At 47.4% G+C, this 24,271-nt stretch carries 18 protein-coding genes and 1 pseudogene; 14 read left to right on the top strand and 5 right to left on the bottom strand.

Features of this window, described 5'->3' with window-relative positions; translation table 11 throughout:
- Positions 1–27 precede the first annotated feature (27 nt).
- From H9J30_RS04955 to H9J30_RS04935, 5 genes are all read left to right on the top strand, one after another.
- Complete coding sequence (locus tag H9J30_RS04955; protein ID WP_240129983.1) at positions 28–939, top strand: alpha/beta hydrolase; 912 nt, start codon at positions 28–30, stop codon at positions 937–939.
- Between the two features lie 308 nt (positions 940–1,247).
- Positions 1,248–2,465 (top strand): aspartate aminotransferase family protein, encoded by a 1,218-nt coding sequence (locus tag H9J30_RS04950; RefSeq protein ID WP_240129982.1) that lies wholly within the window; start codon positions 1,248–1,250, stop codon positions 2,463–2,465.
- Between the two features lie 126 nt (positions 2,466–2,591).
- Complete coding sequence (astA, locus tag H9J30_RS04945; RefSeq protein ID WP_240129981.1) at positions 2,592–3,611, top strand: arginine N-succinyltransferase; 1,020 nt, start codon at positions 2,592–2,594, stop codon at positions 3,609–3,611.
- A 9-nt stretch (positions 3,612–3,620) separates the two neighbouring features.
- A complete protein-coding gene (gene astD, locus H9J30_RS04940) occupies positions 3,621–5,084 on the top strand; it encodes a succinylglutamate-semialdehyde dehydrogenase (protein ID WP_240129980.1) in 1,464 nt (487 codons plus the stop codon).
- Positions 5,085–5,248: 164 nt separating this feature from the next.
- Positions 5,249–6,052 (top strand): DUF1338 domain-containing protein, encoded by an 804-nt coding sequence (locus H9J30_RS04935; protein WP_240129979.1) that lies wholly within the window; start codon positions 5,249–5,251, stop codon positions 6,050–6,052.
- Between the two features lie 89 nt (positions 6,053–6,141).
- Here the strand turns inward: H9J30_RS04935 and H9J30_RS04930 are convergent, their stop codons facing one another.
- The 4 genes from H9J30_RS04930 to crp form a co-directional block, all read right to left on the bottom strand.
- Positions 6,142–7,470 (bottom strand): ATP-binding protein, encoded by a 1,329-nt coding sequence (locus H9J30_RS04930; protein WP_240129978.1) that lies wholly within the window; start codon positions 7,468–7,470, stop codon positions 6,142–6,144.
- Entirely contained in the window at positions 7,467–8,141 is a 675-nt protein-coding gene (locus H9J30_RS04925; protein WP_240129977.1) for a response regulator transcription factor, read from the bottom strand. The genes H9J30_RS04930 and H9J30_RS04925 overlap by 4 nt, the downstream gene beginning before the upstream one ends.
- Positions 8,122–8,469, bottom strand: coding sequence for a PepSY domain-containing protein (locus tag H9J30_RS04920; RefSeq protein WP_011070953.1), 348 nt, complete (start codon positions 8,467–8,469; stop codon positions 8,122–8,124). The genes H9J30_RS04925 and H9J30_RS04920 overlap by 20 nt, the downstream gene beginning before the upstream one ends.
- 82 nt (positions 8,470–8,551) lie before the next feature.
- Positions 8,552–9,187, bottom strand: coding sequence for a cAMP-activated global transcriptional regulator CRP (gene crp, locus H9J30_RS04915; protein ID WP_011070954.1), 636 nt, complete (start codon positions 9,185–9,187; stop codon positions 8,552–8,554).
- Positions 9,188–9,606: 419 nt separating this feature from the next.
- On the opposite strand from crp, the gene H9J30_RS04910 reads away from it, so the two are divergent.
- Positions 9,607–10,386: a tetratricopeptide repeat protein gene (locus H9J30_RS04910; protein ID WP_240129976.1), complete on the top strand. Its 780-nt coding sequence runs from the start codon at positions 9,607–9,609 to the stop codon at positions 10,384–10,386.
- A 158-nt stretch (positions 10,387–10,544) separates the two neighbouring features.
- Here the strand turns inward: H9J30_RS04910 and thpR are convergent, their stop codons facing one another.
- Complete coding sequence (gene thpR / locus H9J30_RS04905) at positions 10,545–11,099, bottom strand: RNA 2',3'-cyclic phosphodiesterase (RefSeq protein WP_240129975.1); 555 nt, start codon at positions 11,097–11,099, stop codon at positions 10,545–10,547.
- Between the two features lie 171 nt (positions 11,100–11,270).
- Here thpR and H9J30_RS04900 point away from each other — a divergent pair, with 171 nt between their 5' ends.
- The 8 genes and pseudogenes from H9J30_RS04900 to H9J30_RS04865 form a co-directional block, all read left to right on the top strand.
- The gene (locus tag H9J30_RS04900; RefSeq protein WP_240129974.1) at positions 11,271–13,457 is read left to right on the top strand and encodes a putative bifunctional diguanylate cyclase/phosphodiesterase; all 2,187 of its coding nucleotides are present in this window, start codon (positions 11,271–11,273) and stop codon (positions 13,455–13,457) included.
- Between the two features lie 206 nt (positions 13,458–13,663).
- Positions 13,664–15,670 carry a TonB-dependent copper receptor gene (locus tag H9J30_RS04895; RefSeq protein WP_240129973.1) on the top strand — a complete coding sequence of 669 codons (2,007 nt, stop codon included), beginning with the start codon at positions 13,664–13,666 and terminating at the stop codon, positions 15,668–15,670.
- A 127-nt stretch (positions 15,671–15,797) separates the two neighbouring features.
- A complete protein-coding gene (hrpB, locus tag H9J30_RS04890; protein ID WP_240129972.1) occupies positions 15,798–18,347 on the top strand; it encodes an ATP-dependent helicase HrpB in 2,550 nt (849 codons plus the stop codon).
- Positions 18,348–18,424: 77 nt separating this feature from the next.
- Entirely contained in the window at positions 18,425–20,731 is a 2,307-nt protein-coding gene (gene mrcB / locus H9J30_RS04885; protein ID WP_240129971.1) for a penicillin-binding protein 1B, read from the top strand.
- A 77-nt stretch (positions 20,732–20,808) separates the two neighbouring features.
- Positions 20,809–21,087 carry a peptidylprolyl isomerase gene (locus H9J30_RS04880; RefSeq protein ID WP_011070961.1) on the top strand — a complete coding sequence of 93 codons (279 nt, stop codon included), beginning with the start codon at positions 20,809–20,811 and terminating at the stop codon, positions 21,085–21,087.
- A gap of 661 nt (positions 21,088–21,748) precedes the next feature.
- Positions 21,749–22,030 (top strand): hypothetical protein, encoded by a 282-nt coding sequence (locus H9J30_RS04875; protein ID WP_240129970.1) that lies wholly within the window; start codon positions 21,749–21,751, stop codon positions 22,028–22,030.
- Between the two features lie 242 nt (positions 22,031–22,272).
- On the top strand, positions 22,273–23,250 hold the full coding sequence (locus H9J30_RS04870) for a transposase (RefSeq protein WP_240129969.1): 978 nt from the start codon (positions 22,273–22,275) through the stop codon (positions 23,248–23,250).
- Positions 23,251–23,482: 232 nt separating this feature from the next.
- A pseudogene (locus H9J30_RS04865) lies at positions 23,483–23,650 on the top strand (transposase); the annotation flags it as partial.
- Positions 23,651–24,271 lie beyond the last annotated feature (621 nt).

The following is a 24,271-nucleotide window of genomic DNA, read 5'->3' as shown; positions in this document are numbered from 1 at the left end:
ATACGGCACTGATGTGGAGGGCGTGAAATGCCAAGCTGGCAAGCTTCTGTATTAAATACCATTTTATCTTATGTCGCGCGGCCATCCTTAAGCCGTGGTAAGGCAAAGTTACCTTTGGCCCAAATGCGACAACGTTTATTAGCGCTCGATAAACGCTGGTTGCCGTGGCCAAACACACTCGTTAGCACCACGATTCCATTACAACATGCCAGCCTATTGCACTATGTTTTGTTAAATGATTCCCCGCGTTTGGGAAATTTGTTTTATATCCGCGGTGGTGGCTTTTGCTTTAAAACACCTCATGCCCATGCAAGGCTGATTGCTGATATTAGCGCGCGTTGTCAGCTTGATACTTTTATTCCCGATTACCGTTTAGCGCCAGAACACCCATTCCCTGCGCCCTGTGATGATGTACTTGAAGCTTATTTGCACTTAATTGAGCTTAAGGGCGACGATAATCTGATACTGATGGGCGATTCGGCGGGGGGAAACTTAGCCTTAAGCTTATTGCTTGAATTGAAAAGATTAAATCTGCCTTCCCCTAAGGCTTGTGTGCTGTTGTCACCAGCACTCGATTTAGCGATTACCGGTGATACTGAGCTAATTTTAGCGGCCGATGATCCCTTTTTTACCCTTGAATCCTTATTGCGATTGCGCGGGGCTTATCTTGCAGGGGTAAATCCTATGTCTGAAAGAGTTTCTCCTTTGCAAGGGAACTTGGCTGGCTTGCCACCGCTCTTAGTGATTGCCGGTACGCGCGAGTTGCTTTTGCAGGACTCAGAACGACTGGTTATGCAGGTAAATGCCTGTGGTGGCGAGGTTGAATCACGTTTTTATCGCAATATGCCCCATGTTTTTCCGTTGTTTGACCTATTGCCTGAAGCGATAGAAGCAAGGCAACAAATCGCGCATTTTGTACTTTCAAAGCTGATTCGTTAAAATTGTGTAGTTATTCATATTCAGTGAATAGCTAGCAAAAATAGGGGTAAATAACTTTTTTTCTGACTAAATATGCTAAATGCCTCTGGCTTAAGCGCTTGTATAGTTCTTAAACTGCAATCTTTATGCACTTTGACCTTAAGCATGGCGATTGTTGTTTGTGAAAAACTGGTATTTTGATCACAATTTCGCTAATAATGGCTATTAACAGACACAAGCACTCCCTGTATCACTAACTCAAGATAAAGATACGTAGGGGACTCAGACGGCTCCCGATGCCGTTACTTTTAAACAAAGGATGAAGAATAATGAGCGTTGATATGAAGTTGGATCGTGCCCAGTTTGATGTAGTAATGGTGCCTAACTATGCGCCTGCAGCAGTGATCCCTGTGCGTGGTGAAGGAAGCCGAGTATGGGATCAAGAGGGTAACGAATTTATCGATTTTGCTGGCGGTATTGCGGTAAATTGCTTAGGTCACTGTCATCCTGCCTTAGTAAATGCCTTAAAAACCCAAGGCGAAAAATTATGGCACCTCTCTAACGTAATGACCAACGAGCCAGCACTCGAACTGGCCACTAAGTTAGTCAATAGCACATTTGCTGAGCGTGTCTATTTTGCCAACTCTGGCGCCGAAGCCAACGAAGCTGCCCTCAAATTAGCCCGTCGCTACGCCTTAGAAAAGCATGGCGTTGAGAAAGATGAAATCATCGCCTTCGATAAAGCCTTCCACGGTCGTACATTCTTTACCGTGAGCGTTGGCGGTCAAGCTGCTTATTCAGATGGTTTTGGTCCAAAACCACAAAGCATTACTCACTTACCGTTTAACGATGTCGCGGCATTAGAAGCCGCCGTATCGGATAAAACCTGTGCAATTATGCTGGAGCCGCTGCAAGGTGAGGGCGGTATTATCGATGCAGATCCTACGTTCCTCAAAGCCGTGCGTGAACTGGCTAACAAGCACAATGCGCTGGTGATTTTCGATGAGGTGCAAACTGGTGTTGGCCGTACTGGTGAGCTCTACGCCTACATGGGAACCGACATTGTGCCGGATATTCTGACGACAGCTAAAGCGCTTGGCGGTGGTTTCCCGATTGCTGCTATGCTCACTACTACAGAAATTGCAGAGCATTTGAAAGTCGGTACTCACGGTTCAACCTATGGTGGTAATCCGCTGGCCTGCGCTATCGGTAATGCGGTATTAGACGTCGTCAACACCCCAGATGTGTTAAATGGTGTGAAGCATCGCGAGCAATTATTACGTGATGGCTTGAACAAGATTAATGAAAAATATCATGTTTTCTCTGAAATCCGCGGTAAAGGCTTGCTGTTAGGCGCTGTGCTTAATGAACAGTACCAAGGTCGTTCACGTGACTTTTTAGTGGCTTCTGTGGCTGAAGGTTTAATGAGCCTTATGGCGGGGGCGAATGTGGTACGTTTTGCGCCTTCACTGGTGATCCCTGAGGCAGATATCGCAGAGGGCCTAGCACGTTTTGAGCGTGCTGTGGCGAGTATCGCCGCTGCCTAAGCGACCAAAGGAGTGCTGAATTTCATTCGCACTCCTTTTTTGTCAGGGAATTCTTGCAGGCATGATACCTGTCTTTTGAAGATGGGCGCCTTGCTGTGCTGCAAGCTTAAGTGAGGAGACACTAAGATGTTAATCATACGTCCCATTCGGGCAGGCGATTTTGAATCTCTATACCAAATTGCCGAAGAGTCAGGCCATGGCTTTACCTCATTGCCAGTCAATGCCGATTTACTTCGGCATAAAATTGCCCGTGCCGAAGCCTCTTTTGTCAAAGTTGTCGATAAGCCCTTCGATGAAGGCTATTTGATGGTGCTTGAAGATACCGAAACCCGCGAAGTTGTTGGCACCTGCGCCATTGAGGCGGCTGTCGGTATGGAGGATGCCTTCTACCATTATCGCCTTGGCACCGAAGTGTACTATTCCGAACAAATTGAAGTGCGTAATGAGGTTGAAACCTTAACCCTTTGTCACGATTACACAGGTGCCGCTGAGCTTTGTACCCTGTTTTTACGGGAACCTTATCGTAAGGGGAATAATGGCCGCATGTTGTCCCGCAGCCGTTTTCTGTTTTTAGCTCAACATGCAAAGCGTTTTGGCGAGACTGTGATTGCTGAAATGCGTGGTGTGAGCGATGCCGATGGTCATTCCCCCTTCTATGGTTGGCTGCAAAAAAACTTCTTAGGTATTGATTTTGTTCAGGCGGACTACCTTTCTGGCTTAGGTAAAAAAGCCTTTATGGCGGAGATGATGCCCCGTAACCCTGTGTATGTTTGCCTGCTGCCAGAAGAAGCGCAAAAAGTGATCGGTGAAGTACACACTAATACGCGTCCGGCCCTAAGTTTGCTGCAGGCCGAAGGTTTTAGATGCCGCGGTTATGTGGATATTTTCGATGGTGGCCCAACGGTCGAATGCCGTTTAACCGATATTCGCGCCGTGCGTGAAAGCCGTCTACTGAGGGTCGAAATTGGTGATATGCCTGAATCCGATAAGCAATTTATTGTCTCTAACACTCAATTAGCCAATTACAGGGCGACTTCAGCTTATCTCTGCGTTGATGATAAAGCAGAGCAGGTGGTAATTAGCCCAGAACTCGCCGAAGGTTTGTTACTCGTAAAAGGCGATCAAATCCGTATTTTGGCAATGTAGGAATAGCAAATGACACATTTTATTAAAGGCCAGTGGCACGCTGGCAAGGGTCATGATGTGGCCTCGAGTAACCCTGCCAATGGCGAAATCATTTGGCGTGGCCAAACGGCGACAGCTGATCAAGTTAACGCCGCAGTCGATGCCGCCCGTGAGGCACAATTTGATTGGTTTATGTTGGGTTTTGATGCGCGTTTAAAGATTGTTGAAGCCTATCGTAGTCAACTCGAAGCCAATAAAGCTGAATTAGCCGAAACGATTGCGCAAGAAACCGGTAAACCCCAATGGGAAACGGCCACTGAAGTGGCTGCCATGATCGGTAAGATTGGATTATCTGCTAGTGCTTACAATAAGCGCACCGGCACTGAAGCCAATGATACTCCGGCTGGGCGCGCCGTGCTGCGCCATAAACCCCATGGCGTAGTTGCCGTGTTTGGGCCTTATAACTTCCCAGGGCATTTACCCAATGGCCATATCGTCCCTGCATTGCTTGCGGGCAATACTGTGGTGTTTAAACCCTCTGAATTAACGCCTAACGTGGCCGAATTGATGGTCTCCCTCTGGGAAAAAGCGGGTCTGCCCGCTGGCGTACTTAACCTAGTCCAGGGTGAGGTTGACACGGGTAAAGCGCTGGCGTCCCATTCACAACTTGACGGTCTTTTCTTTACTGGTAGCTCTCGCACGGGTCACCTGTTGCATCAGCAATATGCGGGTCATCCGGGTAAGATCCTCGCCTTAGAAATGGGCGGTAATAACCCGCTGATTATTAAAGGCGTCGCCGATATTAAAGCCGCGGTGCACGATATTTTGCAATCGGCTTATATTTCGTCTGGCCAACGTTGCACCTGCGCCCGCAGGCTCTATGTTGAGCAAGGCGAGCAGGGCGATGCCTTAGTTGCTAAGTTGGTTGAAGCGGTTAAGCAGATTAAAGTTGGACCTTGGAATGCACAGCCGCAGCCTTTTATGGGCTCAATGATTTCCGAAGCGGCAGCGAAAGGCATGGTGGCGGCGCAGGCTAACTTGCTCAGCTTAGGCGGTGTACCTTTAGTTGAGCTGACGTATTTACAAGCGGGAACAGGCTTAGTGTCGCCCGGGCTTATCGATGTGACAGCAGTTAGCGAGTTGCCCGATGAAGAATACTTCGGTCCACTGCTACAACTGGTGCGCTACAGTGATTTTGACCAGGCGATTAAGCTCGCTAATCAAACTCGCTATGGCCTATCGGCAGGTATTTTGGCCGATAGTCGTGAAGATTATGAGTATTTTCTCGCCCGTATTCGTGCTGGCATTGTTAACTGGAATAAGCAGATCACAGGTGCCTCGGGGGCCGCGCCCTTTGGTGGCGTAGGCGCTTCAGGTAACCACAGAGCGAGTGCGTTTTATGCCGCCGATTATTGTGCATATCCCGTTGCCTCCGTTGAGGCTGATGCGGTGAGTTTACCCGCAAGCTTAAGCCCAGGGTTAAGTTTAGAGTGACATCATTGAGGAAGAGCCTAGGTTCTTCCTTTTTCATAACAAGCAGTAACGTTACTTGGGCTGCTACTGAGCGCCGTTGTGCAGCAAGTGGCTAGGGTCGTTACATTGAGTGCGAGCGGCAAAACAATACGCACTATAGTCGCAGCACAATAAAAGGAGTTTTTATGCACACAGATATCAATGCGTTATTTGCCGCTTTGTGGCAAGACTATATTCAAATGACCCCATCTGCGGCCAAGGTGCACGAGCTGCTTGGGCACGGTAAGCCGATTATCAACGACCATATCGCCCTGCGTACTTTTAACATCGCTAAGGTTAATTTAGCCGTGTTAGCAGAGCATTTTACCTCTTTAGGTTATGTAGCCTGTGGTGATTATAAGTTTGAGCAGAAAAAACTGATTGCTAAGCATTTTGAACATCCAGATGCGACTCAGCCTAAGGTGTTTATTTCTGAGCTATTGGTCGAAGAGTTTAGCCCAGCACTGCAAAGCACTATCCAAGGTTTGATCGCTCAAGTGGATGAGCAAGCGACTAAAGCGGATAACTTTATCTATTCGGGTCGTCATTGGTCACTGGATGCTAAGACCTATGAAGCGCTGCTCGAAGAGAGCGAATATGCGGCTTGGGTTGCGGCCTTTGGTTACCGCGCCAATCATTTTACGGTATCTATCAACCACCTCGAGGGTTTTGATACCTTAGAGTCGGTAAACGATGCACTCAAGCAAGCGGGCTTTGTGCTCAACAGCTCAGGCGGTGAAATCAAAGGTTCGCCTGAGGTGTTATTGGAGCAATCATCCACCATGGCAGATAAAATCGCCGTAGAATTTAGCGATGCGACGGTTGAAATCCCAAGCTGCTTCTATGAGTTCGCCCTGCGTTATCCTAAGGCGAATGGTGAACTGTACACTGGCTTTGTGGCCGCATCAGCCGATAAGATTTTTGAGAGCACCAACGCGAAAAAAGCCTAATGAATTAAGTTTGTTGCTGAATTAATCTCAAATAAATGCGCCATCGATTGATGGCGTTTTTATTGGCGTAAATTAGCATTAAACACTCGTTAGCTAAATGCTAGTTCAATACTGAGGCCAGATAATTGGCTGCTGTGGGTAAACTTAAGCTCAATCCCATATTGCTCGGCGATTTCCTTCACTATCGATAAACCTAGGCCGTGGCCCATGACGGATTCATCGAGTCGAGTTCCCCTTTGGGTGAGTTTATCCAGTTCATCATCGGCAACGCCTGGGCCATCATCGTCTATGCTGAGGCAGAGTTTATTTTGCGCCTTCCAAAGTTTGACTGTGACTTGGCTATCCGCCCATTTAAAGGCGTTATCTAATAGATTACCTAAAAGCTCCATGCCATCTTCCCTATGGATGGGTAGACGCTGGATACTCGGGTCAAGCTCAAAGTTGCAGTTGATGTTTTTGCTTCTATGCACTTTGTTTAGGGTATTGGCGAGGCTGTGGAGATCCCTTGGCACCACTAACTGGGCGGCAGGTAACATATCGCCAGTGATCCGCGCTGCGGCGAGCTTACGTTCGACCATTTTATGGATCGCATCGAGCTGTTGTTGCAGCGCCATGGCGGTTTCGGGATCTTTAAGGCCTAAGGCTTCCACCTGTTGCTGCATAACGGCCAGTGGGGTTTTTAGGCCGTGGCTTAAATTGCCTAAGTTATTACGGCTGCGCTCAATTTGCTTGGCGGTGTATTCCAGTAATTCGTTATAGGTCTTGGCCAGCGGCTGAACTTCCGGCGGGATGTTACTTAACTCCAAGGCCCTAATCTCGCCTTCTTGTAGGCGTGATAGCGCATGTTGGATTTGTTTCACGGGCTTAAAGGATTGGCGCAGGATTAAGAAGATCCCCGCGATCATCGCCACTAACATTGCTAGGTTAATCCCAAGCTTAGTGCCGTAGACTTCACTAAATACCCGTCGACCGATACTCAAGTCCTGCGCCACGGTGAGTGTCGCGGTCACATTCGCGCTGCTGGAATTTAATCCTAGGGATAATAACTGCATGTCATTGTTTTTTGGTCCCTTTGCCTGCCAAACTCGGGTTTGACTTGGTGCTAAAGGCTCGATATCGAGCTGCATATCCCAAAGGGAGCGGGAGCGGATCACTTCATTGGGGAGGTTGAGCTGGAAATAACGCCCCGAATAGGCGGGGCGGTAAAAGCTCGAAAGTTGGCTTTGATCGATATGGATCTCCCCATTATTGAAATGGGTCGCCAGCATAATATGCTCTAAATCTTCTTCTAAGCGATTGATAATCGAGTCATGAAACGCTTGGCGCAGCATGGACTCAAATAAAATGAGTCCAATCACTGTGCCTAACACCAATAAGCCCGTTAACCATAAACTGAGCTTAGTGCGAATAGAGATCATGCAGCCACGCCGTGGAAGATATAACCTTGGCCGCGGCGGGTTTCTATTGCGGTTTTGCCAAGTTTTTTGCGCAGATGAGTCACGTAAACCTCAACCACATTACTCTCTTTTTCGTCATCAAACTGATAGAGCTTATCGGTTAATTGCGCCTTAGATAACAACTTCTTAGGTGACATGAGGAAGATTTTTAACAGTCTAAACTCCATTGCAGTCAATTCATATAACTGCTCGCCAACGCTGACGGTTTGCTCGGCTTCATCTAAGGTGACACCGCCATAGCTAAGTTGCTTGCTGGGATTATTTAACCGGCCGTGTGCGCGGTGGATAAGTGCCTGAATTCGTGCTAGCAATTCCTGCGCGTGGAAGGGCTTGCCTAAATAATCATCGGCGCCAGCATTAAAGCCTTCGACTTTTTCATGCCATTGGCTGCGGGCGGTTAGCATAATAACCGGTGTACTAATACCTTGATTTCGCCAGCCTTCGAGTAATTCCAGTCCATTACCATCGGGAAGGCCAATATCTAAAATCACACAGTCGTATTGGGTTTCTTTTACTAGGTAATCGGCTTCAAGAGCTTTGTCTGTAATATCAGTAACATAGCCAGCCTGTTTGAGTTGCTTCTCCAATTCGGAGACCAGCATGGGGTTATCTTCAACGAGTAGCAGTTTCATGTTTTCGACATTCGCTCGGTAGTGCGGTGGAGTGTTCAAGTTGACCATTGGTGGCATCAATACTCAGATTCACAATTTGGCCGCGTTGCACTTTGATTTGCAAATCATAGCGCCATTTATGATCTTCTTGATAGAGATGTGCGTCAATTAGTTCACCTTGGCAGAATTGATTGACCACGGCAAGGGTGCCATTGAGTGATAGAATTTGCCCAGAGTTGACTAACGCCTTGGCTTGATAATGTTCTAATTCAATCGGTTCGGCGTTAATTATTGTTGGATGCACCAGCGTAAACAGACTGAAAAAACCGATAAATAACAGCCGTTTCATTTATGCTCCCCCAATAAAAATGGCCTAGTTTTTATGCTAGGCCACTTTAATGATTCAGGCTTAAATCAAGCTGAAGTCTAACTTAACGGGTACCATATACCACAATGGTTTTACCGTGTGCTTGAATGAGATTTTGTTCTTCAAGCATCTTTAAGATACGACCCACAGTTTCGCGGGAACAACCGACGATCTGACCAATTTCTTGGCGAGTGATCTTAATTTGCATACCGTCTGGGTGTGTCATTGCATCGGGTTGTTTGGCTAAATGCAACAATGTTTGCGCAATACGGCCTGCCACATCGAGGAATGCTAAATTACCCACTTTCTGGCTAGTGCTCTGCAGGCGGTAGGCCATTTGAGCCGATAGCTTCATCAAAATTTCAGGGTTTACTTGGATTAATTGCTTGAACTTCTTATAAGAGATTTCCGCAATTTCACATGCTTGTTTTGCGCGAACCCAAGCGGTACGTTCAGCTTGTTCTTCGAACAGGCCTAACTCACCGATAAAGTCGCCTTGATTAAGATAAGATAGGATCATTTCCTTACCTTCTTCATCTTTAATCAATACCGCAACAGAACCTTTTACGATGTAATAAAGGGTGTCTGAGTCTTCACCAGCATGGATCAAGGTGCTTTTAGCGGGATACTTATGAATGTGACAGTGTGATAAAAACCATTCCAAAGTTGGGTCCGGTTTTGGCTTACCAATCAGAGCCATGTCGATGTTCCTCGATTGATTAAAACGAAAGTAAGAATATTCTAAATAAGCATTTTACGTCAATAACACCCATAAAAACGAGATGAATATCTTAGTTTAGAATGAGTGAATAAATGCAATTAACAACCTAAAATTAGAGCTTATTTTGCTACTTTAGTGATATTAGTCAACTAAATCGGTGTCAAACTCACTGGATTCACTTAACTCTGTAGAGTTAATCACATCTTGTATAACGTTTTAAGGTTTTTTGGCGAGGAAAATAATAGTAAACCTTAGTGACCTGATGTGAAGAGTAGATAAATTTAAAAATCAGCGGTGATATTTCCCTTTATTAAGGGCAATTAAGCCGATTTACACTCGACTTATGGGCGTATTTCAGGCTAACTTGAGGCGCGGTTGTTTTTCGAAGAGGTTACCAGGTGAAATACAGGCAATGGGTTTTAGGTGCAGGATTCACTTTATCCGTAGGATTAAGTCCTGTTGCACACGCATTTTCTATCCCGCAGCCAGCAAATGAAATTGCGGCGAGTAAATTTGTGCATATTCAAGTTCAGGCAGAGCAAGGTGATGCCGATGCGCAATTTTTACTAGGACTCATGTTTCTCTCTGGGCGTTATGTGCAGCAAGAGGTGCCATCTGGACTCCACTGGATAACCCTCGCTGCCGAGCAGCAACACGAAAAAGCGCAGCAAACCTTGGCGGATCTGTCTTTTGAAGGCCAGTTGATTAAACGTGACTTAGCCATTGCCGAGCGTTGGTATAAAGATATGGGTGAACGTGGCAACCGTTGGGCGCAGTTCCGTTTAGGTTTTATTTACGCTTCGGGTGGTGACGGTGTTAAGCGCAACTGTGGCAAAGCGGTCGAGCAATTTACCCGTGTTGGCGATGATATAGCCCTTGGCAATGTAGCTTGGATTCTCGCAACCTGTCCAGAAGCCGAATATCGTGATGGTAATAAAGCGCTTGAGTTATCTCTGCAACTCCTAAAGGTCAACGAAAACGATCCCACTAATCTCGACAACTTAGCTGCAGCTTATGCGGAAGTGGGTGATTTTGGCGCTGCGGTTTCGACACAGCAAAAAGCGATTGCTGCTTTGAAGATGACAGCTGAAACGACTAAAACCGATGAGTTTAAACAGCGTTTACACAGCTATGAGCAAAAACGGGCCTATCGTGAGACGCTGCGTTTACTTGAGTAGCCTACTTGTTTGCTGAAGTCTTAGTATCAGCCCGAGCCATGCTCGGGCTGATTATTTTGGGGCAAATTATTGCAGTGCTGATGATTTGGCTAAGTGCGTTGGGATAAGTCGCTGTTTTAATGGTGTTGCCTCATGCTGTTTTAGGCGCATTTCGGTTATTAGAGTGGCCAAGAATGTAAGATGTGATATTCCACACCGCTATCACTGCTTGAAGAAAGGTACAAATGAAGCTGTTCGGGAGCGAGCGTTAGTTCAGTTATCGTTGTATTCGCTAGATCTTTGAGGAGAAGTTCGTTATCAAAGGTGCTCAAAGACTTGGCTTTTCTAAACAAGCTGATATGCGGTCGAAATGGATGTTCGCTCTGATGCAATTGCAACTGCTGCGCTAAATCTTGCGCCTGCGATGCCAATAACGCCAACGCCGTGCTAACCCTATCTCCCTTTAAGCAGCATACCTGCGCCTTGGGCCACAGAGCGAGCTTATCCAGTTGTACAGTAAATCGTGGTCGATGCAGTTTATCAACAGATTCAATCAGTTGTGTCTTTTGAGTCTGATTAGCTAAGCCTAAAAACGCGAGGGTGAGATGAAAATTTGCCTTGCTCACGGGTTTAGCATGGAGCGTTAACTGCGGTGTCACGGATTGCTGCAACTGCAAAAGCTGCTGGCGCTGGGTGTCATTGGGGGCAAATCCAAGAAATAGTCGTTGTAACACTCTTTATCTCCGCTACCTGCTCTAACGCCAAACATGAGCTATGCTTTTGTTTGGAAATACAGAAAGTCCCGTTGTCGTTATTCATCATCGGTTTTCGGTGGTTTGAATTTATTTCTGGGAATTGCAGCAATAATACCTTAAATGGAATTGTAGGTAAGGAAATCCCTTTTCATGTCAGATGGTTTAGCAAATTCACTCCAACAGGCATTAGTGACGATTTTTAGCGAAACGCCGCTAGAAACCCTAGAGCAAAATGTTGATAGAGCCTTAGAAGCGATTACGCTCCAACTGCACTGTGATGGGGTGTTTGTGCTAACGGGGAGTTTATCCCTCGATCATTTACGCACCCGTAATCTTTACTTAAAACCACAATTTACCCAAGGCCAGCAGATCCGTGTGTGGCCACTTGCGCGTATGCCTTTTTTTCGCTCCCTTGTGAGAAGTCCAAAGCTACTGAATCTGCCCGATGTTAATACGTTACCGCCAGAAGCTCAGGCGGAACGAGCGCTGCTTCGGGACTGGGATGTTAAAAGTTTACTGGTATTGCCTCCAGTGGTGTTTGGGGAAACCCGTATTGCCCTTGGTGCGGTTAATTGCTCTGAATGTTGTGAGTGGAGCGAAGCGTTTATTCAAGAGTTTCAACATGCGGCGGTGATGATAGGTTCGGCGATGGAGCTGACCCGCATCGCCCACGATATGTTAGCGAGTGAAAACAAATACCGCGAAGTCTTTAACCAATTACCCTTGGCTTGCGCTCTGCTCGATAAACAAAATCAGCTGATGATGCTGAACAAAATCGCGCTGCAAACCTTACCTGTACAACATGGATACGATTTATTTAGCATGGTACGTGAAGAGGAGTATGCCATGCTTACCGATACGCTGCATATGGTGCGTGAAGGTGTATTGGGGCAAGCTTGGTGCGAATTACCGCTAAAATCTCAGTATCACTTAGATTGGCTTCGGCTCAGCTTTAGCCAGATCCACGGTGACAAAGATACGCTAGTGATGATTGCTGAAGATGTGAGTGAAAAATATCGACTCGCCGATGAACTCTCTTTTCAGGCCAATTATGATGCCTTGACCGGATTACCGAATCGGCTGCACTTTGAGGCCTTACTCGAAAATCTGCTGCATGCTAAGGATGATATTCCCACCTGTGTAGCCTTTATCGATGTCGATCAGTTTCAGGTGATCAATAACATCAGCGGCCATCAAGCGGGAGACAAGCTATTGTGCCAGTTGGCTTTACGGCTTAAACAACTGGTGCGTAAGGGCGATATCGTTGCTCGTCTAGGTGGCGATGAATTTGGTATTTTAATGCATTACTGCAATGTGGATTCGGCCCAGCATATCGCAAAACGGATTTGTACTCAGTTAGCAACCCATGAGTTTATTTGGGAAAATCGCTGCCATAACGTCAGTGTGAGCATGGGGATTGCTAAGTTCAATCGGTCGGCCTCCGACATTTATACCGTGATGAGTCATGCCGATGCCGCCTGCCGTCTCGCTAAGGACAAGGGGCGTAATGGCTGGCATTTATACAGTACAAAAGATCCTAAGATGACCCGCCTTTATACTGAAATGATGGCCTCGGTGGATATTGTTAGCGCCCTTGCGTTAAATCAATTTGAGCTTTATTTTCAAACGATTGCGCCATTAAATTGCGACGAGCCCGGATTGCATTTAGAGGTGCTACTTCGCATGGTGCAACCCAATGGCACCATCGTTTCGCCAGCCATCTTTCTGCCCGCCGCTGAGCGTTATAATTTGGCTGCTAAGATCGATTTATGGGTTATTGATAATCTGCTTAAATGGGGCAGTAATCATTTAGCCATATGGCAGCAATTAGGGCTGGTTTCAGTCAATCTTTCTGCGACGTCTTTGGGCGATAGCGAGTTTATGAATTGGCTCGAAATGCGGCTAATGACCGAACCAGAGTTGGTGGATAAACTTTGTATTGAGATCACAGAAACCGCCGCCGTAAGCCAATTAGATCAAGCCACTAAATTGATTGAGGTGCTTAGACCATTAAATTGCCAGCTCGCGCTGGATGACTTTGGGGCGGGATTTTCAAGCTTTGCTTACCTGAAACGTTTAAATGTGGATTACGTCAAAATCGATGGTCAGTTTGTCACTAATCTGTGTGAGGATGGCGCGGATCAAGCGATCGTCAAAGCCATTTGTCAGTTAGGGCAAGATATGGGCTTTGATGTTGTGGCTGAATTTGTTGAATCGACAGAAATCGGTTTGAAGTTAAAGAGTTTAGGTGTCGATTATGCCCAAGGCTATGCGATTAACAAACCAACCCCCTTGCTTACATTAACTTCGGGATTGGCCGAATCTTGGCTGCTGTAACGGCGGTTATTCAGTGATGGTGATTTTATAAATCTGCAACATTTAATTTATAAGTGATTAATTTATCAATATTTACCATATTGTGAACCCACGCTGTTTTAGCTGCGACAGATTGTCGCGCCAAGCAGAGTTTTGATTGCGCTTCCTTCTCTAGTCATAACAATACCCCCACAAAAATCATTAAAAACAATTTGTAGGGGAAATTCATGCCATATCAACCGATCAAATTAGCGCTTATGTTAGCAAGTATTTTAGGTACCACTGCACCTCAATTGGGGTGGTCCGCAGAGGCGACCGACTGTGGTGAAGACCAAAAATGTAAAGATTATCTGCTAGTTACCGCCGATGTAATGCGTCAACCCGTACACTTAGTTAGCGATCCCAAACAAAATCGTCTGCCATTACCCGCCTATGATGGTTCGGGATTTTTGCGCTCGATCCCAGGATTTAACATTACTCGCAAAGGCGGCTCCGGCGGCGATCCTATGTTTAGGGGATTGGGTGGCTCACGCTTAAACATAGTCGATGATGGCCAGCATGTTTACGGTGCCTGTGGTGGACGTATGGATCCGCCAACCAATTATATTTATCCCGAAACCTACGATCAGATAACGGTTATCAAAGGGCCGCAGACGGTGAAATACGGCCCTGTCGGCACCGCGGGCACAATTCTGTTTGAGAAAAATCGCCATCGCTTTAATCAAGCGGATCTCGAAGGGCGCGCCAGTGCAACCGGTGGCAGTTTCGATAGACGAGATGCCATGGTGGAGTTGAATGCAGGCGATAAAAATTACTACCTAGATTTTGATATTAATCAATCGAGTAGTGATCATTATCAGGACGGCAATGGCAATAAGGTGCAATCCAGTTATGACCGCCAAAACGCCAATCTTGCACTAGGTTGGACGCCAACTGAGCGCACCGTTGTGGAGTTAGCCTACGGTGAGTCGAGCGGTGAGGCTGAGTATGCCGACAGATTAAATAAGGCTCGCCAAATTGATAACCGTGATGCGGCGCTACTGATCCAACATGAGTTTGAGTCGAGCTGGTTGGCCGCAGTCGAGTTACAGGCCTTTAGTAACAAAAACGACCATATAATGGACCGATTTGATGAAGGGGTAAATTCTGGCTCGAATGTGCGCCGGATGACCGACGGTGGTCATCTTTGGTTTGATTTAACCCCGCTCGATGGCCTCGAATTAACACTGGGGCTGGATTATATGTCGAGTGTGCATGATGGCCGCAGTATGGCAACGGGGGATGTTGGCTTAGACGACTTACTCAATAAGCCGTTTAAGGAAGATATGCGCTATAAAAACTACGCGCTGTTTGCCGAATCCAGCTATGGCTTTGAACACCAAGGTTTAGGCAATAGTAGCTTGCACGCTGGATTGAGGGTCGATCGCTGGGATGGCGAATTGTTAATCGCCCAGCAGGGTGAGAGGGAGGATACCCTCTACAGCGGTTATGTGCGTTATGAATATCAACTCGATGCTCACCAATATTATGCAGGATTTGGCTCGGCGCAGCGCATGCCAGATTATTGGGAGATCATGAAGGCCAGTGCCGATAATCCTGCACAAAAAGCCTTTGATCTTAAGGCTGAAACGACCAATCAATTTGATATAGGCTGGATTTACCAAGGTCCGGTAGAAGCGTCAGTGTCACTCTTTTATGGTGAGATCAATGACTATATTCTGATTGATTCGACCAGCAACACCACGGTGGCGCGTAATATCGATGCCAGCTTATTTGGTGGCGAAGCAAGCCTAGACTATGCGTTTAATGAGCAGTGGTCGACTCAACTTACCTTAAGTTATACCCAGGGTGAAAACGATACCGACAAGGTCGCACTCGGGCAAATATCGCCGTTAGAGGCAAGATTAACCGTTAACTATCAATGGCAAGCTTGGACAATGGCGGCGCAGTGGCGGCTGGTTGCATCGCAGGATCGCTATACCTTAGGTCACGGCAATATTGTGGGCCAAGACTTAGGCCCAAGTAGCGGCTTTGGTACGCTGGCACTGAATGCATCTTGGTCATACAGCAAGGATTTATCCTTTATCTTTGGTGTCGAAAACCTGTTTGATGCGACCTACGCTGAGCATGTGAGTAAGGCCGGTACGGGTAATGATCTGCCGGGCAGTGAGGCCATGTTTAGGGTTAATGAGCCGGGGCGTAATCTCTGGGCTAAGCTGACTTACCAGTTCTAACTCTGCATCCTTGTTGAATTTGTCGCCCTAATAGCGAGTCTGGCTATTGGGGTGTGTTATTTTTAGCAAGCCAATGCCAAACTTCGACGTATCAAAGCCGAGGCTGCTGGGACACTGCCTAAGGCCTATGTTAAACTGCCGCATCATTTTCCCTGTTGACCCTGTAGCATTGAACAATCTACCTATTCATTCCTTACTGCCATCCCTGCGTGATGCCTTTGCAACGCACGCTCAAGTGATCCTCGAGGCACCCACAGGCGCGGGTAAATCCACCGCCTTGCCTTTAGCCATGTTGGATTGGGCTGAGATTTCTGGGCGGATTTTAATGCTGGAACCTCGGCGCGTAGCTGCCCGCAGTGTGGCGCAATTTATTGCCAGTTGTCGGCAACAGGCGGTGGGGCAAGAGGTGGGTTTTAGGGTGCGTGGCGAATCCAAAGTAAGTCGTGATACTCGGCTTGAGATCGTTACCGAAGGGATATTAACCCGAATGATCCAGCAAGATCCTGAATTGACCGGGATCGAGATGATCATTTTCGATGAGATCCACGAGCGGCATTTGACCACAGATCTTGGTTTAGCCCTCGCTCTCGAAGTGCAAAGCTCACTGCGGGATGACTTAAAAATCCTCGCCATGTCGGCAACCTTATCTGGCCTTGCGCTCAGCGAGTTAATGCCAAACGCAGCCCTGCTCAAGAGTGAGGGGCGCAGTTTTCCGGTTGAAATCATCTACCGTGCAGTCGCGGGCCAGCAGCATTGGCTCGATCATTTGAGCCGCGTTGTGCTCGATGCCGCGACATCCGAAGGTGATAACGGCCCGCAGGATATACTGGTGTTTTTACCCGGCAAGGTGGAAATCCTCAGGGTGGCGCAGTATTTGGCGGAGCGCCTCGATGGCAGCCGTGTGGCGATTTGCCCACTCTATGGCGAGTTGTCTGCGCAGGAACAGGATAGGGCGATTAAGGCAGACGATAGTGGCAGGCGCAAAATAGTGCTCTCCACCAACGTAGCCGAGTCGAGTCTCACCATTGAAGGCATTGGGCTGGTTATCGATAGTGGCTATAAACGCCAAGCGAGTTTTAACCCTAAAACGGGGGTTACGCGCTTAAGCCTTAAACGTATTAGCCAAGCCTCGGCAACCCAACGTGCTGGCCGTGCTGGCCGTTTAGCGGCGGGCGTGTGTATTCGATTATGGGGTCAAGAAGAGCATCAACGTTTGCTCAAGGCCGATGAGCCCGAAATCAGTCAAGCTGATTTGGTCTCAATGGCCCATGACTGCGCCTACTGGGGGGCTAAATCCTGCAGCGATTTGATGTTATTGACAGCGCCGCCGACGGTAAATGAGGCATTAGCTTGGCAATTACTGCAGCGTTTAGGCGTGGTCGATGGGCAAAACAAACTCACTGCGCATGGTAAAGCCGCCTATGAGCTGGGCTGTCATCCGCGCCTTGCGCATATGTTATTAGCCGCCAAATCCCATTCTACTGAACTTGCGGCCTTGGCCTGCCTGCTCGCGGGCATTTTAGAGGCGCGGGGATTACCGCGCAAAGGCGCTGATATCATGAATTACTTACACTTTGCCACCCAAGGCAGTGCGGGGCAGCAGGCAAAACAATGGCTGAGAAAGCTCGCCCTTGATAGCAAGTTCACCCAAGCTGATTTAGGCGCCATCGCCTCCCATGCGCATCATCAAGATGTCGGTTTGCTGTTGGCGCTGGCTTATCCCGATCGCATTGCCAAATCCCGCGGTGTCGAGGGCTATCAATTGGCCAATGGCACGGGCGTGGTGCTCAGCGCTGAAGATGCCTTAGCGCAAACCCCTTGGTTGGTGGTGGCTGATTTTCAAGAAACCGAAGGTAAAACTGCTGGGCGGGTCTATTTAGCTTGTCCGTTGCAACCGAGCCTATTTGATCATGAGTTGGCCGACTTAGTTGATACTCATGAGCAGTGCGGCTGGGATGAAACTAAAGGTCGCGCTGTTGCTGAGCGGCAAGCAAAAGTCGGGCAGATATTGCTGAAATCCGAGACGATTGCTAACCCCAATCGAGCGCAAATTTTGGCGGCATTGTTGAGTTACATTCGTCAGCAAGGGTTACAAATTCTTAATTGGAACGCTAACTTAGCGCAGTTTCAAGCGCGATTGCATTTAGCGCGAAGCTTAGATCCGGCTGCTGATTGGCCGGATATGACTGATACCGCGCTGCTGGCCGATCTTGAAACTTGGCTGGCGCCTTACCTTGAAAATGTGAATAATCTGCCGCAATTACAAAAACTCGATTGCTTTAGCTTAGTGATGAATCAATTGAGTTGGTCGCAGCAGCAGGCGCTCGATGCACTGTTGCCGACCTCATGGCCTTTGGCCACGGGTACCTTTGCGCCCATAGTGTACGAAACCTCGGGTCGCGCCTTACTGCGGGTTCGCTTGCAGGAAACCTTTGGCATGGCTGACAGCCCGCTATTGGCCCAAGGTAAGCTGAAGGTGACGATGGAGCTGCTGTCTCCAGCGCAGCGCCCTTTGGCACTGACGGCGGATCTCGCCAGTTTTTGGCAAGGCCCCTATGTTGAAGTGAAAAAAGAAATGCGTGGGCGTTACCCTAAACACCTGTGGCCGGACGACCCTGCTAATACGCTACCCACAAAATTTACCAAGAAGAAAACCTTAGGTTTATCTCAGTCATAGCCTTTAGACTGCTTTGATTTACAACCTCGTGTTGTGCCTATGACTGATGCCGTTAACGCATAAATGATGAAGTAGATATGACAACTCATACGACAAAAAAAGCGCCAGCCCAACGTAAAGCGAAGCGAAGCCGTGGCCTGTTTGGGCACATTTGGTCGCTCACTTGGAAGCTCGCCTTAATCGGCCTCGCCGTTGTGACCTTCTACGGTATTTACCTCGACCAAATTATCGCCCGTAAGTTTGAAGGGCAAAAATGGCATTTGCCTGCTCAAGTTTTTAGCCGCTCCATGGCGTTATACCCAGGAGCTGCGGTGAGTCATCCACAGTTGATGGCCGAGTTAAAGCTACTTGGCTATCGCAAAGTGGCGAACCCACGCGAGGTTGGCGAGTTTTCGGCATCGAGCACCAAAATCGAATTATGGCGTCGACCCTTTTTACATCCCGAAGGCGATCAGGTCGAACAGCGAGTGATGATCACCTTCGATAGCGAAGGCGTGAGCTCGATTGCGCGCATGGAAGATAAGCGACAGTTAGCGGTATTCCATTTAGAACCCGTCTTGCTCGACCGCATGATCACCGGTGACGGCGAAGACAGGCTCTTTGTCTCTACCGAAGATATGCCTAAACATATTGTGCAAGCGCTATTGCTGGTGGAAGACCGCAGTTTTTACGATCACCACGGGGTGAACCCGTTCGCGATTCTGCGTGCGGCTTTTGTAAATATCAGTGCGGGGCGTACCGTGCAGGGCGGCTCGACACTGACCCAGCAGTTGGCGAAAAACTTTTTCCTCTCGAGCGAGCGCTCATTGTTGCGTAAAGTTCGCGAAGCCTTAATGGCGGTAATTATCGATTTTCGTTACAGCAAGGAAGAAATTCTCGAAGCTTACCTTAACGAAGTGTATATGGGGCAAGATAAATCCCGTGCCGTGCATGGGATGGGCTTGGCTTCGCAATTCTATTTTGGTCGTCCCATCGGCGAGTTAACCACGGCGCAGCAAGCGTTTTTAGTAGCGGCGATTAAGGGGCCTTCCTATTACAACCCATGGCGTTACCCAGAGCGCAGCTTAGAGCGCCGCGATTTAGTGCTGCGGCTATTGATGGAGTCTGGCGATCTGAGCACAGCGCAATATAAGGTCGCGGTGGAATCGCCCTTAGGTTTGCGTAATGCCAATAAGCCAGTGCATCAAAAATTACCTTCGTTTTATGCCTTGGTAAAACAAGAGGTTAACGAACGCTACGGCGATGCGTTATTAAAACAATCTGGGGTGAAGATTTATACCACTCTTGATCCTATGGCGCAGGAAGCCGCCGAAATCGCCGTGACTCAAACCTTTAAAAGCTTAGATAAAGGCAATAAGTCGTTGCAGATAGGTATGGTGGTCACTGACAAATACACCGGCGGTATCGCGGCTATGGTGGGTGATAAAACGCCGGGCTTTGACGGTTATAACCGCGCAGTGGAGATCCGCAGACCGATAGGCTCGCTTATCAAGCCATTTGTGTATGCGACCGCCTTGGCGCCAAATAGTAAATTTACCTTGGCATCGCCACTAAAAGATCAGCCGATTACCCTAAAGAATGAACAGGGCAAAACCTGGTCACCGCAGAACTTTGACAAGACCTTTAGCGGCCAAGTTTCCTTGTTAACGGCGCTGAAAAAATCGATGAACGTGCCGACGGTAAATCTTGGGATTGCCGTTGGGGTCGATGCGGTGGTGACGACGTTAGCCAAATCGGGTTGGGAAGAACCGCTTAACGAATATCCGTCGATGCTACTGGGCGCGGTGAATGGTTCGCCCTTAATGGTGGCGCAGGTTTATCAAACCCTCGCCGATAGCGGCGCTTACCGTAAACTCACCACAGTCACCGCAGTGCTCGATAGTGATAATCAGCCTTTGCCCGTAACGCGTTCAGCCAAAGAGCAAGCGATTACGCCAGATACCGACTTTTTGGTGCAATATGCCATGCAGCAAGTCGTGCGCTCCGGTACGGCAACGCGCTTAGGCAATGCCTTCCCCGGTGTGGCGCTGGCGGGTAAAACTGGTACCAGTAACGATAGCCGCGATTCTTGGTTCGCCGGTTTTGATGAGCGTAACGTGGCGGCGATTTGGGTAGGACGCGATGATAACGGTAAGACCAGCCTCTACGGTAGCAGTGGCGCCATGGCGGTATATCAAGCCTTCTTGAAGGAACGACCACCCATTGGGCTGCGCTCGATTCCACCCAGTGGCGTGATCAAAGGTTATTTTGACCGTGACACCGGTGAAGCCAAGGAAGCGGGATGCAGCAATACCGAGGCATTACCCGCACTGAGAGGCACCTATAATCCAGCTAAAAACTGCGGCGAGCCGTTGCAGTGGTGGCAGAAGATTTTGGGTCAGTAATACTTATTTTTCATAGGCAAAGATATAACGGCGGTGCAACTTAATTGCACCGCTATTTTTGATAAAGAGAGTACAAGATGTTTAAAACCGCAGCCGCAGTGCATATCCTTGTTAAACACAAAGAGCAGGCGGAAGATATTATTAAGCAATTGAATAATGGTGCGAATTTTGGTGCCTTAGCCAAGCGCTATTCCTCATGCCCCTCAGCGAAAAAGGGCGGCGATCTCGGTGAGTTTAAGCGTGGGCAAATGGTACCGCAGTTCGATAAAGTCGCCTTTTCTGGTGAGTTATTAGTGCCGCATTTAGTGAAAACCAAATTTGGCTGGCATGTAGTTAAAGTGCTGTATCGCACTTAACTATTGAGCACACTTAGCTATTGATCGCACTTAACTATTGGCTACCGAGTGGCCGACCGAGCTTGGCAAGTTATTTTATGATCCAGTGGGAACCTGCAAGAGCTAATCGATTACTGCGAACATCTAGAAAGCTACAACGGACATTGCGTCAAGCTGCCGCGCAATTAAGAGTAGTTGTCCATGTTTTATCATTATTCTTGACCTTGCTAAACCCGAGGTGACCATATATGTCCATGTTTTATTCGGTCGATAAACTATCGCATTCGAGCATAGGCTTGTTAGGTTGCTTGCTCAGCGACACGCAGCAAGTCCATCCGTGGATGCTCGGCCGCCCGTCCATGAGGCGGACGGTCGCCTCGCCAATCACCCTAACTTGCCTTGTGATCAATAGTGTTGACTGTTGAGTTAAAGCTCACCGAGTATTAACAATGGGTAGCTCGATTTACTAATAATCAGTCGAAAGTGAGCGTAACAGAATAAAAAAGGCAAAACGATATCAAGTGATTACTCATCAAACAGTATAAAAAACCGCTACCGCAAAAAAGCAAATTCCTATAGCATCATTTATACCAATTGATATGGATGTGGCAACGGCCAGTCCAACAAGCGATTTATGCCCTGCAAACAGTGCAGCGCATAAATACTAAGACGTTAGGCCTTCATGTATAGATTCATCTTAGCCTGTTATGGAGTTCCTAAATCTTCCGGCGCTGAGGCAGCAATTGATATCACCACAGAATTCGTGGAGCACCATCCGTGGCACAGCAATGTCACCTGCATTTGGGACGGAGAGCGGCTCATACTTCAAGCCGACAATGACTTTGACTCTGATGGCCTTGCTCTAATAGATGAGTTTTCAGACAGCATTTCAGCATATATTGCAGAGCTGTTTGATGGAGATATCAAAATAGAATCAATAACAAATGTGCCAACGGAGGCCTAACAATGCGCTCAACTGTCGCTCACTTCGTTTGCTGGACTCGCAAAAGCTACGCTTTTGCTCACCCGTTAGCTTAATCGTTAGCTTATCAAGTAGCAAATCTGGACACCCATTCTTAATCGGGCAAAACTTGGACACCCAGCCTTAAGGACAAAACTAGCGACAAAACTAGGACACCCAGCCTTAATGGCGACGTAGCTAACCTCCGACTATGCTTTGGTTAAGCATTAAACATGGAGGTTTGTATGCCCCGTCCTCGCCGAACTCAAATAAGTCTTGAAGACACTCCCTATTACCATTGCTGTAGTCGCGTAGTGCGGCGTGCTTTTTTATGTGGTGATGATGCCTATTCGGGTAAAAACTATGACCATCGCCGTGGTTGGGTAGAATCGCTACTGTTTGAACTTGAAGCTGTTTTTGCTATTGATATCGCGGCCTTTGCGGTGATGTCGAATCATCTGCATGTGGTGCTGCGAGTCGATATCGACAGTGCCAATCGCTGGACTGACCGCGAAGTACTTGAGCAGTGGCATAGGTTGTTTAAAGGCGATGAATTAACGCAAAAATTCGCTAAAGGTGAGTTGGTTGAAGCGCATGAGGTGAGCAGATTAAAGCATTCAATTGCCATTTATCGCAGTCGTTTGTGTGATATTTCATGGTTTATGCGCTGTTTAAATGAACCGATTGCAAGACAAGCAAATCAAGAAGATAACTGCACTGGCAGGTTCTGGGAAGGCCGCTTTAAGTCACAGGCTCTACTCGATGAAGCCGCTGTGCTAGCTTGTATGACTTACGTCGATTTGAATCCCATCAGAGCGCAACTCGCTGATACACCAGAACAATCCGACCATACCAGTATTCAACTACGCATTCGGGCAGCATTAAAAGGTGAGCAGACCAGCAATCTCCTGCCTTTTATTGGTAACGAGTGCGACAAGCAACCCAAGGGCATTGCGTTTTCCTTAACGGATTACCTTCAATTGGTGGAAGATACCGGCCAAATTATTCGCAATGATAAACGGGGAGCCATCAGTGAAAATAGTGGTAAGTTACTGAGCAGATTAAATATCCCCCATGACAATTGGCTCAAGCTGACCACCGAGTTTGGCAAGCTATTTCATGGTCCCGTGGGAACCTTGCAAGAACTGACCGATTACTGCGAACATCTTGAAAAGCGACGAAGGCACTTTGCGTCAAGTTGCCAGCACTTTAACAGTAACTGACAACTGCTTATATCACTTCAAAAGCCCCCCTTCCAGAACATCTCCCAAGCAGTAAGGGACAATATACCTCGCCTGAAATACACCCTTTTTTAATGAATTAGCTCAATCTATTGCCTCAGATGTTGTCCCTGCGACTTTTGATGGCTCTTTTTTAAACAATGTTAACTTTTACAAGTTGTAGGTAAACGTAAAGTGCATTATGTTGTTGATCTAAAATGGATGGCCAGATTTTTCCCGATTAAATATCCCCCATGACAATTGGCTCAAGCTGACCACCGAGTTTGGCAAGCTATTTCATGGTCCCGTGGGAACCTTGCAAGAACTGACCGATTACTGCGAACATCTTGAAAAGCGACGAAGGCACTTTGCGTCAAGTTGCCAGCACTTTAACAGTAACTGACAACTGCTTATATCACTTCAAAAGCCCCCCTTCCAGAACATCTCCCAAGCAGTAAGGGACAATATACCTCGCCTGAAATACACCCTTTTTTAATGAATTAGCTCAATCTATTGCCTCAGATGTTGTCCCTGCGACTTTTGATGGCTCTTTTTTAAACAATGTTAACTTTTACAAGTTGTAGGTAAACGTAAAGTGCATTATGTTGTTGATCTAAAATGGATGGCCAGATTTTTGTAATGTTTTATTCCGAAAAGTGACGACGGCACTTTGCATCAAGCTGCCAGCACTTGCGCTGCAACTGACAACGACTTATATAACTTCGAAAATAACCCTTGCTGAGTATCTCCTAAGAGCTGGGATGATTTACCTCGTCTGAAATGCCCCATTTTTTAAGGGATTAGCGCAATTTATTGCCTCAGATGCTGTCCCTATGACTTTTGATGGTTCTTTTTTTAACAATGTTCACTTTTACAAGTTGTAGGCAAACTGAAAGTGCATTATGTTGTTGATTTAAAAATGGGTGGCCAGATTTATGTTTTCTGCAACTGACAACGACTTATATAACTTCGAAAATAATCACCGCCTAATATCTCTCAATCACTATGGGATGGCTTGCCATGC

The organism is Shewanella cutis (genome assembly GCF_022410515.1).
Lineage (GTDB): Bacteria > Pseudomonadota > Gammaproteobacteria > Enterobacterales > Shewanellaceae > Shewanella > Shewanella cutis.
This window is presented reverse-complemented; position numbering and strand designations above follow the sequence as displayed.